Source organism: Sphingobacterium endophyticum (assembly GCF_009733535.1).
GTDB lineage: Bacteria > Bacteroidota > Bacteroidia > Sphingobacteriales > Sphingobacteriaceae > Sphingobacterium > Sphingobacterium endophyticum.
In genome coordinates this window covers 117985-133708 of sequence record NZ_SMMI01000009.1, presented here as the reverse complement: position 1 = coordinate 133708, position 15724 = coordinate 117985, and the positions used below count along the sequence as shown (strand labels likewise).

The following is a 15724-nucleotide window of genomic DNA, read 5'->3' as shown; positions in this document are numbered from 1 at the left end:
ACGATACTGTATTTTTTCTTTTAGCTGTTTAAGAAGAATTTTTCTTTTTAGAATTTAAACCTTTTTAGTCATAATATTTGAATAAAGGTTTAAATTTATCGATTAATATAAGCTTAGTTTCTGTTAATAAAAATTAAGTTCAAAAAATTGTAAATCCCTAATATTACTTTCTATTAGATTAGTCCAATATTAAATTCATTTATGCGCAAATCGATTTTCACTTTAATTTTAGCATTATTTTTAAATAATACGTTCGGTCAAGAGATCAAGAAAGAAACTGAAGAACCAAAGATGGCTTGGTTTGATGATGCAAAACTAGGAATATTTATACACTGGGGCATTTATTCAGTTGATGGTATTTCCGAATCATGGGCTTTTTTCAACAATTATTTAAGTCATGAAAACTATATGAAGCAACTGCAGGGTTTTAATGCAAGTGCATATAATCCGAAGGAATGGGTTGAGTTAATCAAAGATTCGGGAGCTAAATATTCAGTAATTACAACGAAACATCATGATGGAGTTTCGCTTTGGGATAGCAAAATGGACCAGGCAACAACGACTTCAAAAGATGCTGCTGCAAAAAAGGATGTCCTAACTCCATTTGTTAAAGAACTTAAAGAGTCTGGCTTAAAAACTGGCTTATATTTTTCATTACCAGACTGGAGTCATCCCAATTATGATGTCATTACTAGAACACAGAAAAGATATGACATTAAACAAGAGGCAAACCGTTGGGTTAAATTTCAAAATTACTATCAAGGTCAGTTAAAGGAACTATCCCAAGCTTATAAACCGGATTTAATTTGGTTTGATGGAGATTGGGAACATACATCAGAAGAATGGAAAGCCCAAGAAACCCTTAATTTATTAAGAAGCTATAATAAGGATATCATCATCAATTCAAGGTTAAACAATCACGGTGACTATGCTACCCCTGAGCAAGGGATTCCAGTTGGAAAACCACATCATCGCTATTGGGAACTCTGTTATACCATGAACGACTCATGGGGCTATCAGCATTTCGACCGTCACTATAAGACTCCGAATATGATTGTAAGAACATTAATTGAAACCATTTCAATGGGTGGCAATCTATTACTTGATATTGGGCCAAAAGCTGATGGTACAATTCCGGAGGAACAAGTGGCAATCCTTAAGGAATTGGGTAGATGGACAAAGAAATATTCAGAAGCAATTTATGGTACTCGTGCAGGTTTAGCACAAGTTTACCTGAATGAAAAAAATAGCTTTTCAAAGGATGGCAAAACCATTTTTATCTATTTAGACCAGGTAAAGGATTTTGTAAAAATTTCGGGATTAGAAACGAAACCTACAGAAGTCAAGATGTTGGGAACTAATGCGAATGTACCTTTTACCCATTCTAATTTGGATTTAGAATTGCAAATTCCTGTTGAGGATTTTGATCCTACAGCTTCTGTAGTTGCTGTAAGATTCAGCGAAAAGCCAAAAATTTCTGAAATCATCATTCCAGAAGCCGGTAATCTTGAGAAAATAATATCGGATTCTGATTCAAAAAAAGCAATAAGAAATATTATAAAGTTCACATCAGAAGGCCAAAACATGTTTAAGGGTCTAATGAATGAGGATGGAAGTAAATTAAGCCCGACTCTTACTTTCAATTCAAATGAGGTTGAAACTTGGGTTAAAAAACATGCAGAATTATTACAAGACGCGGGTAAAGGAATTCCAGCAAATCACTTTAATGGAAGGACTGCCCTATCACCAGATAAACAAACTCTATACCTATTCGTAGAAGGTAAACCTACTGGGTCTGTTGCAATCAAAGGTCTTAAAAACAGTATTGCCAGAATTCGGATTGTTGGTGAAGGCTCCATGATAGGTCATGAAATCTATAATAAACTATATTGGAGTGCGACCCCTGGAATTGTTTATATCGATATTCCAAAAGATAGACTTGATAAGAACAGTACGGTTATAGCAGTTTTGCTTGACAAGCCAATTGAATTGTTTTCGGAAGAGGTCGGAGCTATTGAAAGTAATTTGTAGGCTCATCTCTATTGCTTTAGGTTGCCTCAATAATCTTCGCGATTTCAATAAATCCTCTATTTTTAGCGTGTTGTAATGGTGTTATTCTATCTTTATCAGGAATATCCATTTTTGAACCGGCATCTTTGAGGATTTGAACTATCTCTTGATATTTTTTTGTACCGTCTCCTAGAACAATTGCTTCCATTAAGGCTGTCCATCCTAACTTATTTATATGGTTAATGGGATAACCTTTAGTATTTGCTAACAAACGAACGGTTTCAACATGCCCTCTTTCGCATGCAGGGATTAAAGCTGAACCATTATAACGGTTAAACAGGTCGAATCTAGCACCGTTTGCTAAAAAGAGCTTGACCATTTCTGTTTGTCCAGTTGCTCCAGCATATAGAAATGGACTATCTAAATTATCTGCCTGTTGATTAACATCAGCTTTATACTTCAGCAATAATTTAACCATTTCAAAATCTCTATTATTCGTTGCGATTAGTAGTAAGTTTCTATTTGATGCATCTGCAGAATTAACATTAATGCCAGCTTTCAATGCATCTTCAACCGCTTTTAAATTCCTTTTCTCTACTAATTTCACTACATCTGTCTGATCATTCTGTTCTATTTCAGGCGCATCCGAGGAAGAAGAATGACATGCCGAAAAAGAACAAATCATAATAATTGCTATTGCTAATGTTTTCATAACTAATAAACTACGTTTCCATTCACTATTAATGATTTTACATCTGAAATCCTAGATACAGCTTCTGCAGAACAACTGGCATCTAGAAAAACCACATTTGCCTCATCTCCTATTTTCGGCCATTGCTGTGTTCCTTTTTCATCCAATGGAACTATACCTGCGGTAGCAAGTTTCAACATTCTCGATAAGGCCAATTCTGTTGAATAACCGTAAAGTTGAGCAGCAAGATTAGCTTTTTGGAGAACACTTCCCGAACCGAAAGTATTCCAATGATCGATGATACTATCATTTCCTACCAATACTTCTACTCCTTTATTCATCAATGTAGGGATTGGCATAATTAATCCTCCAAATGGTACAGTGGAAATAATTCCCACTTTCGAAGCCGCTAATTTTTCTGCCAACTCTTCTTGCTTTGCTTTTTCTACTTTTCCAAGAGCAAAACAATGACTTAAATAAGTCTTACCTTTTAAAGTAGGGTTTTCATTTACTTTATCAATAAGATATTCAATTGTTTTAACGCCAGAATCACCTGATTCATGTAAATGAATATCAATACCTTTATTATTATCCAATGCCAATTGAACGGTAAAATCAATTGTTTTTTCAATTGCTCCATCAATACTGAAAGGATCTAAACCACCAATAAAGTCAATATCCATTGTTGCAGCCTCTTTTAGGTAAGGAACAGAGTCTGTATAATAAACACCATGCTGAGGAAATGCTACCAATTCAGCATTGAATCCATTTTTTTTGTTTTCCAGAGCCTTTTGAAGGTTGGTTAAGGATTTCAACTTGGAGGTAGGTTCGATATTTACATGACTTCTTGCAAATCCAGAGCCATGAGATTGTAGAAGTTCTATGAGTTTTTCAGCCTTAAAAGTTGAATTTTTTAACAATTCAGGCATTACTTCCTGTTCTAAAGCAATCATGCCCTTAACGCCCCCCGTCCTTCTTTTAACTGCCTGCCATTTATCACCAAAATAAGTCTTGTCCAAATGTATATGCATGTCTTTAAAGGATGGCAACATTAAATACCCTTTCGCGTCAATAGCATCAGCATCTGTTGAATTTGGCTTGATACTTTTTATTTTTCCATTTTCTATTTCAATGGTAAAAAGATCAGTTTTAGTCGATTGAACTTCGTTGTCAAGAAATTCAAATCCAGTTTCTAACCTTACATTTTTGAGTTTCAACAAGTTCGAATTCTTTTTATAATCTATAGCGTCTTCCATTCCTTTATTTGTATGAGTAACCGCGATACTTGCTGATGGAGCCAATGCTACTCCAGCAATACCTAAAGCTGTGTTTTTCAAAAAATCCTTTCTTGATATATTCATAGTGATGTAATTGTGGTTCATGAATTAACCTATTTATGCATAGGACAAATTTAATGAGCAAAATTTGGATTACTATTGGGATATTAATTCAAATCCTTGTAAATTTTATAACTGATCACGAAATTGGCTTGGAGTCAATTCTGTTTGATATTTAAAGAAATTTGAGAAATAAGCATGGTCAGAAAATCCAAGGTCAAAGGCTATTTCTTTAATGCTTTTATCAGTAGATTGAAGTAATCTCTTAGCTTCAATAACGATACGTTGATGTATTAACTTACTTGCTGATATTTTGAGGTTCTGTTTACAAAGAATATTCAGGTAGTTGGAAGTAATGTTTAATTTCTCAGCATAGAAGTTGATGCCCTTCTCCTCCTTGTAGAATTTATCAATTAACCAATTAAATTTTGCGAGTTTGGGGTTAGTTTGGTAGACTTTGAACTCTTCAATATGAGATTCGGCTTGTTTGCTCACTATCGCAGCAATTACAGCTGCACGAGCAGATATTAGTTGTGTTATTGGGTTGCTCTCCAATAACTCTGATCGAATTGCGTTAAACTCATATAATAGTTGCTTGAAAGCATCATCCATCAAAGGGATAATAGGATGATTTTGATAGTTGGTAAATGAAAATCGAAATGCGGGTGCAAATTGCTCCAAGAAGTGTTTTTCAATCATTAACTGATAACCAATAGTACCTTTATTGATCTGCCATTTATGCATTTGATCCGGGAACAAAACATGAACTTCCCGATTCCCGATCGGATAATCCACAGAGTCAATATTATGAATTCCAGAAGCTTGATCGAATAGAATAATTATGAAAAAATCATGTTTATGCGGTTTTTCAATTAGCTTTTCACCAATAATCTCATTAAACAACAACTCTTCTTTACCTGCATACTGCCCTTCTCGAAAACCCTGAAGGTTTAAAACCGGTATTGCCTTATGTTCATCCTGTTGCTTTGACATCTTGATTATTATCAAAAATAAGATTATCCGTTCGAATTATCATTATTTCCTACATTGGTAAAAGCAAATTTTCAAGCGGTTATGTTGGATGTATTAAATTTTCACAAAAACACTTTTTTTATACATTAAGATTAATATTCCCAATACGATAGAATAATTACCAACAGTAAGTATTAAATGCTCTAATTCAGGAAAATGTTCCTCTATACCAAAAGTAAATGAATGGACGACGCTTTTAAAATTAATAACCTCTGCAAGACCATAGGCCACTATAGAGTTCATTCCATAAACTTTTAACCATCTGAAGGGTTTTGCAACATGTTTAACATCAATAATATAATAGAAAATGGCCATTAACAGCATACAGATTCCACCGGAGAATAATGTCATACTGCCTGTCCACAATTTTTTAATGATAGGTTGTTGAAATTGCCATATCAAACTGACTACAATACATAGTACAGCTGCTATAATTAGTTTGATGGTAGTTCCATTCGGATCTTTATCTTTCCCGTCTTTAATAACTTTTCCTGTCAGACAGCCCATTAAAACTGTTACTGCAAACGTTAAAGAACTCCATATCCATGTATACTGATAATTTTCTGAAAACACCCATTCATCACCTTGCCAGCTAACTCCATCCATAAAATTCTGAAGGAACATCTTGTCCAAATAGATAGCGAAATTATAATTTGGTTCATAGCCACCCCAGGTTGACATTGGGATTGAATAAATGATCAGTAAAGTTAAACCAAGGCCGATTAACTTTTTAAAATCTAAGTGTAAATAGGCAATTGAGATGATTAAATAACCGGTAGCAATTGCTTGGAGTGTATTTGAATACAATCTAAAAACATGCCAATCAAATGCAAGTAAATTTCCTTGAACGACCATTCCTATAATCCAAAGAATTAAAAATCTTCTCACAATATGACGATATACCTCCGGAGAGTCATTTCCAATTTTCTTATCTAATGAAAAAGGTATTGTTATACCTGTCATAAACAAGAAAAGAGGCATGATTAAATCCCACAGTCTAAATCCTTCCCAAGCTTCATGTTCAAATTGGTTGAGCAAAGCATGGTAGGCTTGGTTATCCCAAATTTGACCAATAGACATTAATATGGGTTGAAGAAATACTAATAAGAACAAATCTAATCCTCTAAGAATATCTAACGATTCAAGGCGTTGTGAAGGGTTTATTTTCATGACTATTGTTTGATGGGATTATTTTCGAAGCATAGGAAATTGAGCTATTCTTAGCGTTGTACATCCATAAGGGATAAGACGAATCTCAACTTCTTTCAATTCATTCATATTAAGGCCGTACATATCAGCAGATGGCATAGGTCCAGCCATTCCATTATATAACTTCCAAAAAGGTAGTTGTTTAGCCTTAACTGTTATTTCCAAAGGTGTATTTTCTCTATTCCAGGGATTTAATCGACTTGTATTTTGATTTTCTTTGATTTGAAACATATCAGACATTTCTTTTTTATTAAAAAGTGGCAGTCCGTAATTCCAATCTGCAGTAGGTCTAACTTCAATGAATGAATCACCATAAGCAATTTTTTCTTTATCTTCTAAAAAGACCTCCTTTTCTTCTCCTGGAATATCTAATGCATATACCAAGGGTCCTCTCTCAATTGAACGGGAACCTTCATGATAAGTTTCATAATTAAATTCCATTGGAAATTCTAGAGTTAGGACATCATTATTCTTCCAGTTTCTTTTGATTTCAAGGACCTTTCCAGGTTTGGCATCTAATGTTAATTTTTCTCCGTTCACACGAATTGTAGGATTTATCGTCCATGAAGGGATTCTTACTTGATAAGGAAAATCAATTGCTTTTTCTTTGTGGCTTATTTTTAAATTAATGGTATGTTCAAATGGATAGAAGGTTTCCTGTTCTATATGAACCATTTGTCCTCGTTCACCTACTTTTACATCTACGGAAGAAGGAGCATAAACCATTGATCCCACCCCTTTATTTGCTGTTGCATAGTAGAGATTCTGAGTAAATTTTGGCCAGCCCTGGTGCATGTTTGAGGTACAGCAAGGATAGCCTGTCAATAATCCAAAAACAACATCTGTTCCTTGGTGGTTTACATCAAAATTATACATCTGCCTTGTTATCTGAACCTGATTTGCTTGTTGGAAATATTGCCTCCGCATAAAGTCATCAGAGATTTGCGTAGGCAGGGCATTAAAAGCTACCTTTTCTAAATGCTCAGCAAATCCTACATCTCCTGTTATTTCTATCATTTTCTCTAAAGAAAACATGAGTTCAACAGCTGAACATAATTCTGATCCTTGAGTAGGATTGTTACCGTGAAGACCTTCATCACCACCATACATTCCTTGAGCTTGCCCATTGAATAACTTAATGTCTGATAAGCCTTGTTTTACTGCAGCTAAATATTTTGGGTCCTTGCTTTGTTGGAAATAAATTACAGGTTCCTTAAGGCCTTGCGCCAAATTCACACAATGAATACTACGATGTGTTGCTAACATATCGCGTTGTAAAAACTTTTGGGTAAAATCAAATCCTTGAGCATGAAGGATCTCCGCAAGCTCTAATAATTTAGGATCATCTGTGATATTATAAAGCCAATAAACCGCCTGTAGATTATCAGCAGATCGATATTCAGCCCAAAAGGTCCAATGACCAAGTGGTTTTTCTTCTAAAGTTTTTAATTGATAATGAAAGTACTTGGAAAATAGATTGACGACTCTTTGATCCTGAGTTGCTGCATAATATTGTTGTAGGATTTTAAGCATAACCATTTTTGGCCACCAATCATGGGAGTTATTTCTTTGAATTCCTGGTTCATGATCATAGTCTATTGCTGGCCCAAAATATCCGTCTTCAGACTGACTTTGAATAGCCCATTCCACCCATTGTTGTGCTTTTTGTTGTAAAGCTTTATCATCTAAAAGGTAAGCCAATGGTAATAGTCCATCAACCCAATATGGCCCTCGCTCCCATTGATCACCATCTCCACCTAACCATCCGTTTCTCTCCCCCATAACCAATGGATATAATTTATCTAATTGACCGGTAGCACCATTTTTTTGGCTTAGGAGCATCTCTTTTAGCCATCCTTTGGGCTTGATTGCTCCCAAGGGAAGTTCCATAAATGGTTTTTGTTGTAATGGAGCTTTATTTTGAATGTATGGTTGAGCAAATAATGACGATGAAGTAAGGCTCAACAGCATACAGATTAACGAACTTAGGAAACGTTTATTCATGGAATTAGGTTTTTGTTGTAGAGAAATGGTTAGATATTTTCCTACGAAGAGTCAAGATAAGATTTTTTGATTAAGCTTTAGGTATAAAAAATCAAGAAAATGGCATGTAGGGTTTGTCATTGGGCATTTTCTTGGTTAACTTTAAAGCTTAAGCTTGAAAAGCATGCCTGAAGAAATTGTCCGCTTGGAAGATGTCGATAAAATTTATAAAACCGGTGATACCAGTATCACAGCATTGGAAAAAACTTCGATAAGTTTTGAAACTAATAAGCTAACCTTAATCATGGGACCTTCAGGATCCGGAAAAACCACTTTATTATCAATTATAGGCTGCATTATCTATCCAACCCATGGAAAAGTTTTTTATAAAGATCAAGAAGTAACAAAACTTTCCGAAAACAAATTAGCTGAAATAAGACTTCATGAAATAGGTTTTGTGTTTCAGCAATTTAATTTATTGGAGCCATTAACTGCCTTGGAAAATGTTATGCAACCTTTATTGTTGCAAACCATACCACATAAAGAAGCTAAAGAAAAATCTGCCTCAGCACTTGAAGCCGTTAGTATGTCAGATCGATTGAATAATTTACCAAAAAAATTAAGTGGAGGACAAAAACAAAGAGTCGCAATTGCCAGAGCATTAGTAACAAATCCGAAAATGATACTTTGTGATGAACCTACAGCTTCCTTGGATGCTAAAAGCGCTGCAGTTATTATGGATGAATTAAAGCAATTGGCAAATGATGGAAAAGCGGTTATCATCGTTACCCATGATTTAAGATTAAGAAAATTTGCGGATGAGATTATATATGTTGAAGAAGGAAAAGTTTCAAATACCATTCAGAATGAAGAAGATTATAAATAATATCTCCATTAGCTTACTATTACTGGCGTCATTCTGTTTTTTGGGCTGTACCAATAAAGAGAAACAAAATCAGGATAAATCGACTTCAGACACGGCCTTAAAGGTTCAAGAAGTAGTAGCAATCGGCAAAGTAGCACCAGCAGAAGGATGGATTCAGATTAGCAGTCCTAGCAATGGTTTAATTGAAGAAATTTTAGTTAAAGAAGGTGACCAAGTAGAGAAAGGTCAAACGCTTCTTAAACTCAAACAAAGTATTGCAAGTTTGGATGTAGAACAAGCGAGAGCGGAATTAGAAAGCCTAAAAGCAAATAATCAGGTAAATCGGCAAGACCTGGAAAAGGAAAAAATTTTATTGGCTGAACTCAAGTCAAAATATGAAACCTCAAAGAATCTTTATAGTAAAAATGCAGAAACTAGAGAGAATGTCGAATCAGATCTATCTAATTACAAACAACAGCAAGAGAAAATAAATAGTATAAATAAACAAATACAATCTAACAGATTTATAGAGAAAGAGCAACGAATTCAAATTGAAAAATCTCAGCAAACCCTGAATGACTTAAAGGTTGTCGCGGTTAAGAATGGAATTATTTCTGAATTGAATGCTGAAGTAGGGCAATCAGTAATAAGCAACGATAATTTAGGAACCATGGTTGAAAATCACCATTATCTTATTGAAGCAGAAGTTGATGAATTATTTGCAGATAGTGTTCAAGTTGGTCAAATTGTAGAAATGAATATGGTTGGAAAAACAGCAGTTATTTCAAAAGGAAAAATCATTTATGTTAGTCCGACATTGGTAAATAAATCTATATTATTTGAAACAGCAAATGAAGCAGAAGACCGCCGTGTTCGAAGGATAAAAATTGAACCTGACAATTCTTCTAATTTATTAATCAACGCTAAAGTTGAGTGTAGGATCAAAATAAAATAATATGTTGGGGTTAGCTTGGAAATTCATAAAATTTGATCGAGCAAAAAGCTTTGGGATTGTTACTGCAATAGTAATAAGTGTATTTCTGATTGGCCAGCAACTGAGCCTATTATTCTTTTTGATGGGATTGATGGGGAATTTGGTTAATAATGCGGATATTCATGACAATGACCTTTGGATTATAGAGTCACAGAGTAAAAACATCAATTCAATTAACAGTATAGACCAACGATCAGTTCAAGAGATAGCGAGTTTGTCTGGGATTGAGCGAGCAGTACCAGTCGTATTATCAAATGCACAAGCCACATTTCTTGATGGTAAAACCGCTGCTGTAACCCTTGTTGGAGCAGCAGCTCCCGAGTTTATTATGGGGCCGATTCAGAGTCGGATTGATAGCGGAAGCATTCAAAATTTACTTCAACCCATTTCAGTGAGTGCAGAATATTTTAATGAAAGAACTTGGGAAACCTCTTTATATCTAAACAAGCCTATTGAAATTAACGGAAAAAGTGCAAAAGTTAGCGTAATTACGAAAAATGCTCAAGCATTTGGAGCAAGTTATATGTACACAAGTTTGGAGAATGCCAGATATTTTGGAAATATTCCAAATGACAAAGTCAGCCTTATCATTGCAAGATTAAAACCCAACCAAAATAAAGAACAAATTATGCAGGTCATTAATCATAATTTTTCACAACTGAAGGCTTGGGATGCTAAAAAATTAAGGAGTTCCACAGTTAAAGAAATTTTAATTTCGTCAAATATGGGTATGAGCTTTGGAACACTGGTCGTTTTTGCCATGATATCAGGCTTTTTCATCATTGGTCTTACACTATACTCCTCAGCCCTGGATCGAATAAAGGATTATGGAACCTTAAAAGCCATTGGAGCTAAAAATAGATTTGTAAACCGACTAATTGTCGCTCAAGCTTTTTTATATGCTAGTATTGGTTATATAATTGCAATGTTCATGATTTATGGTTTTAAATTCGGTGTTGCTCAAAGCGGATTGAATATTAATGTTTCTCTTCCATTTGCATTGTTTTTACTATTGGTTACAATGATAATATCAATTGGTGGTTCTCTATTCGCAGTCCGTAAAATATCTAAGTTAGAACCCGCATCTGTTTTTTAATATGAAGGAATTTATCAGCTGCATACTATTATTAATTCTCTGTTCCCAGAGTTCAACAGCTCAATCTTTGAGTATAGAAGAATTATGGAAGCAAAAAGATAAATCAAGCTCAATCCAACAAAAAAGACTTAATGTGGATGCTCAGATAGAGCAGTTAAATATCCGTAAATCAGAGCGTATTCCAATTATCTATGGAGATGCGAATTTACAGAGAAATTTAATTATACCTATTACACCAGTTCCCGCTATTGCATTCGACCCAAATGCTGCTGAAGGAGCCATCCTACCCTTAAAATTCTCAACAAAATGGAACTCAAAGGCAGGGCTACAACTCGAATGGAATCTTTTTAATCCGAACGCTAAATCTCAAAAAGAGGAGGATGTCCTTGCCTTTGAAAAAGCTAAAATTGAAGAGTTAAAAGAGATTGACAATTGGAAATTGAATGCCACTTTAGCATATGCATCAATTGTGTTAGCAACAAAGCAATATCAGGTAGCTCTTGAGGATAGCATTTTATATTCAGAAATTAATCAAGTTAATCTGGATCGGTATAGTGCAGGTCGTGGAAGTTCGGAGGAATTAATTCTTTCCCAGCAAGAATTGGAAAGAAAAAGAATTAGGCTTTATGAATCATTTTCGATATTACAAGAAGCAAATTTAGAACTAAATAGGTATTACTATAATGAGGATGTAAATTTCTTAAGTAGTGATATGGATGAAATTATTAATTCTGCTGAAAATCAGGAGTTCAACAAATTTGACTATGAACTAATTGAATTGGACCAAAGATTATCAAATATTCAATTAAGAGGAATTAAAAGACAGGTTCTTCCCTCCTTCACTTTTAATGCCTATTTTGGTTCTCAATTTTTCAATAATGAATTAAACCTTTTAGATAAAAGTAATTGGTATGGGTACAGTTATGCAAATATTGGATTAAAGATTCCGATATCAGCTTATTTTACCAATTCTTCATCCGTTAAAAAGTCCTTAATAAATGAAAAGATATATGCTGCTCAGCTTGAAGAGATTAAGATTAATGATGAAATCGATAATAAACAAAAATTAAGTAAGATTAATTTTGCTAAGCAGAAACTGGAAGGGTTAAGCAAAATCTTCATCCTTGCAGAACGTCAGAAAAAAGAAAAACTTGATGTTTACCAATCAGGAAGAATATTGTTAAGTGAATTCAATAAAGTAAATAGCGATTATTTGAAAGCTCAACAAGATGTTTGGCAAGCAGAGTTTGACTTGTTAAATACTATCTTAGAGTAAGTTATATCTTATTTATTCTCCAATTTATTTTCTAAATGCAAATAAATAGCTACATTTAGTTATATTTTGTAGCCACATCTACAGACGAAACTAACCAGTATTAATTTATTAACCATGAGTACGATTATAACCATTATTATTGTCGCTATTGTCATTGTTGTGCTCGCTCAAACTTTGTTTAAAGGAAATTCTTCTAATAACATTGCAAAGCTTCAATTTTCAGAAAATGATTTTGAGATTATCCGAAATGATAAGATCATTTTAATAGAGGGGCCAATTTACAATGAAGTAAAATCTGCATGTATGGATTTTTGCGAACAATACAATAAAGAGAACTTTAATGTTATCATAAAAATTATCCGATTAGATCCCACGACTTGCTTATTGGTTTTTCCCTATGAAATAGATTTTAGTACATATTGCTACTTAGTAAATTATTTAGAATATCCAATTAACCAAAAATACAATGCCAAAGTGACAGGTTGGCTTACCTCCAAAAGGATCGATGTATGGATAGAAAGCCGATCAGTAAATAAAAAAATTATGGTATATAATTCTTATGATTTAGAATTGTCTGATTGTGTTTTATATACAACAATGGATCAAATTGGATATAAAATTGCTTTTAGTAGCGAAAAAAATCCATCAGAAATGGAAAATCCAGAAAGAATGTATGAGCCGTGCAATAAAATTATCGAGGACCCAGACTTTATAAAGGGAGAAACAATTACAGGATTAGAGTAGGTAGAAACCTGCCATTTTATCCTTTCTTCTTTATTTAATATGATCGGAAAGTTTTTAACCAGGAAATTTTGTTTGATTTAATCATAAAATATTGAATTACAATAATAAAATGTTAAAATTCGTTAAAGGAAATCAAAATTCTATTTTCGGCACGGACATTGAAATAAACTAATCAAATTTCATAATTTAGGTTAATAATTGGTTAGTTAAAACTCCTTAGGCTCCCCGCCTTAGGAGTTTTTTTTAATAACTTAAAATTAAGTTAACATAATAACCTCGATAATTTTTTTATATTTACAATATAAATCACATAATTATCCTTCATATATAAGTAATAGTATGAAAAAACCAAATTCAAATCACTTATTTATATTTCAATGCCTAATATTTCTTTTCACCATTTTCATGGTTCAATCATGTGGCCCAAAGGAAAAGGACGATATAAAACCAACACCTGTAAATCCCAAGCCTGACCCAGAACCAGAAATAGAACAAAAGGAATTCTCTTACAAGATATCAAAGGATTTTAATATTGAATTTTCTGAATACTTAAAAGGAATAAAGGTTAAAGATTTACAAGAAAATGATGTTGTCAAACATTTTGGGAATCGATTAACGTATATTAAACCAGACTCTTTATATATCAAAGAAGATTCTCTATCTGTATTTAGCCATAAAATGCCCAAACAATCATTTAAGATTAAATGGGAGAATGATTTTCTTCAAATATTCGATCAAAAAAATAATCAATGGAAAAATTGGGCGAAAAGAGACCCTAAAGATTCTGTAATAACGATCAATATCAGCTTCTATAAAAAAACAATTTTAAATGAGGAAAGAAGTAACCTTACACTCGGTCAAGTTTACGGTTTTATGGATAAAAAAACTATGCTTGACTCAGATGCTAAGAATAATTCAGAATTAATTTGGATGTCCAGAAATTATATTTTTAACCTAATAAAAAAGAAATAATGAAATTTTATTTTCCCTTGATATTATGTAGTTTATTTTTTGTTTCTACAATCCATTCTCAGACCAAAAACACATCCACAAAGTTTTTCAGTAAATCACCTAATAAGATGTATCTGGGGGCAGTATTAAGTAAAAAATCCATCAATACAGAAAAACATGAATTGATTGATTTTAAATCTAATATAAAACTTGACCTCCTTGCATCTAATACTAAATATGAGTTTCCAGCATATAATCCCTCTCTGGAAAATATGAGTAAAATAATTAAAGAGCAGATAAAGAAATATGGCCTTCCTGTTACAGGAACTGGGGCAGCTGTGGGGTCCGTAGCTAAAACATCCAATATACAATCAATTAATAACTATTTCGGTGAAACGATGGATTTATCAAAATGGTTGAATATTGATGCAGAAAACGTGGGTAATAGAAATATAATGGCTGTAAGTTTTGAAGTTCCCCTTTTTGATCTTTTTCTGGATGTTTCTTCTCAAGAACTTCAAGATTATCAAGAGGAGATTAAAAAACTAAAAAATGAAGATCTTTTTTATATATGGGGTATTAATTGGGGAAGAAAAGCATTAGTTATTATTCAATCTGATTTTGATGAATCCAAAATGACTCCTGTAATTAACAAACTAATCGCTGGAGAAACTTTAACGGAAAATGAAAAAATAATTTTTGAGACCTCAACAATTTCATACAATATATTTCAAGATTATCCTTTAAAATTAGATAGTGAAAATCCTTTTAAGGCTATTGTCGATTATTTGAATGCACCAATAACAGCAAACAACTATGGGAGTGTTATTCAAATTTTCGGAAATAATTTAGATGGTACTACCTTTGAAAACAGTTTTTAAGATTGAATTTTTGTCGTTTTATTAGATCCAATCCTTTTAATTATAGGATAACCAAAAAATCCAGTTGATAAATGAATTTCTATAGAATCCGGATGTTTAATTTGATGTCTGAATTCTTTAGATAAATTTATCCTTTTATAAAATCCATCATTAAATTCAGCTTTTACTACAGTTGTCTTATCAGTTTGTTCATTTAAAGTAAAAACTTTATTTACTTTACATTTAACCCTATAATTTGAAATATCAACCTGTTCTGATGATAACAAATAATTAATTCCTAAGAACGAAAAGGTTAAATATGTTCCAATGATGATGGAAAAGTAAAACATAGATTCTATTAATCCTAACTCTTTAAATTTCTTCAATTTTCTAAATGGTATAAAAACCAATACTCCGAAAATAAAAATACCTAGGATAATTGTTAAGTTAATTAGCGTCTTCTCAAACAGAAAATAACTGAAAACATTCAGTATTATAGCAGATAGGAATAACTTATCAAAAAGATGGAGGTTAAATGATTTAAGAATTTTCATATTATAGCTATATGTACAACTTAAAAAAGGTGCTTGCAAATATACAAAATTCCTTTACATTAATTTAAATTAACAATAATGAAAATTTAATGATTATATTTGGATTTACGATAATAAAACAA

The 15724-nt window shown here is 32.9% G+C and carries 14 protein-coding genes; 8 read left to right on the top strand and 6 right to left on the bottom strand.

Annotation, left to right across the window (positions count from 1 at the left end):
• Positions 1-201 precede the first annotated feature (201 nt).
• Entirely contained in the window at positions 202-2031 is a 1830-nt protein-coding gene (locus E0Y80_RS12760) for an alpha-L-fucosidase (protein ID WP_156308062.1), read from the top strand.
• A gap of 16 nt (positions 2032-2047) precedes the next feature.
• On the opposite strand, the gene E0Y80_RS12755 is transcribed toward E0Y80_RS12760, so the two are convergent.
• From E0Y80_RS12755 to E0Y80_RS12735, 5 genes are all read right to left on the bottom strand, one after another.
• The gene (locus tag E0Y80_RS12755) at positions 2048-2722 is read right to left on the bottom strand and encodes an ankyrin repeat domain-containing protein (protein WP_156308061.1); all 675 of its coding nucleotides are present in this window, start codon (positions 2720-2722) and stop codon (positions 2048-2050) included.
• 2 nt (positions 2723-2724) lie between these two features.
• Positions 2725-4062: an amidohydrolase gene (locus tag E0Y80_RS12750; protein WP_156308060.1), complete on the bottom strand. Its 1338-nt coding sequence runs from the start codon at positions 4060-4062 to the stop codon at positions 2725-2727.
• Positions 4063-4167: 105 nt separating this feature from the next.
• Positions 4168-5031 (bottom strand): AraC family transcriptional regulator, encoded by an 864-nt coding sequence (locus E0Y80_RS12745; RefSeq protein WP_156308059.1) that lies wholly within the window; start codon positions 5029-5031, stop codon positions 4168-4170.
• Positions 5032-5124: 93 nt separating this feature from the next.
• Positions 5125-6240: an acyltransferase family protein gene (locus E0Y80_RS12740; RefSeq protein ID WP_156308058.1), complete on the bottom strand. Its 1116-nt coding sequence runs from the start codon at positions 6238-6240 to the stop codon at positions 5125-5127.
• 18 nt (positions 6241-6258) lie between these two features.
• Positions 6259-8283, bottom strand: a complete 2025-nt coding sequence (locus tag E0Y80_RS12735; protein ID WP_156308057.1) for a beta-L-arabinofuranosidase domain-containing protein — start codon at positions 8281-8283, stop codon at positions 6259-6261.
• A gap of 163 nt (positions 8284-8446) precedes the next feature.
• Here E0Y80_RS12735 and E0Y80_RS12730 point away from each other — a divergent pair, with 163 nt between their 5' ends.
• From E0Y80_RS12730 to E0Y80_RS12700, 7 genes are all read left to right on the top strand, one after another.
• On the top strand, positions 8447-9148 hold the full coding sequence (locus E0Y80_RS12730; RefSeq protein WP_156308056.1) for an ABC transporter ATP-binding protein: 702 nt from the start codon (positions 8447-8449) through the stop codon (positions 9146-9148).
• Positions 9129-10082, top strand: coding sequence for an HlyD family secretion protein (locus E0Y80_RS12725; RefSeq protein ID WP_197091589.1), 954 nt, complete (start codon positions 9129-9131; stop codon positions 10080-10082). Before E0Y80_RS12730 ends, E0Y80_RS12725 begins: the two co-directional genes overlap by 20 nt.
• 121 nt (positions 10083-10203) lie before the next feature.
• A complete protein-coding gene (locus E0Y80_RS12720; RefSeq protein ID WP_231596044.1) occupies positions 10204-11217 on the top strand; it encodes an ABC transporter permease in 1014 nt (337 codons plus the stop codon).
• 1 nt (position 11218) lies between these two features.
• Complete coding sequence (locus E0Y80_RS12715) at positions 11219-12493, top strand: TolC family protein (RefSeq protein ID WP_156308053.1); 1275 nt, start codon at positions 11219-11221, stop codon at positions 12491-12493.
• 114 nt (positions 12494-12607) lie between these two features.
• Positions 12608-13237: a hypothetical protein gene (locus tag E0Y80_RS12710; protein WP_156308052.1), complete on the top strand. Its 630-nt coding sequence runs from the start codon at positions 12608-12610 to the stop codon at positions 13235-13237.
• 405 nt (positions 13238-13642) lie between these two features.
• The gene (locus tag E0Y80_RS12705) at positions 13643-14209 is read left to right on the top strand and encodes a hypothetical protein (protein WP_197091587.1); all 567 of its coding nucleotides are present in this window, start codon (positions 13643-13645) and stop codon (positions 14207-14209) included.
• A gap of 161 nt (positions 14210-14370) precedes the next feature.
• The gene (locus E0Y80_RS12700) at positions 14371-15069 is read left to right on the top strand and encodes a hypothetical protein (protein WP_197091586.1); all 699 of its coding nucleotides are present in this window, start codon (positions 14371-14373) and stop codon (positions 15067-15069) included.
• On the opposite strand, the gene E0Y80_RS12695 is transcribed toward E0Y80_RS12700, so the two are convergent.
• On the bottom strand, positions 15066-15602 hold the full coding sequence (locus E0Y80_RS12695; RefSeq protein ID WP_156308049.1) for a hypothetical protein: 537 nt from the start codon (positions 15600-15602) through the stop codon (positions 15066-15068). The two genes, E0Y80_RS12700 and E0Y80_RS12695, sit on opposite strands and share 4 nt — an antisense overlap.
• Positions 15603-15724: the final 122 nt, after the last annotated feature.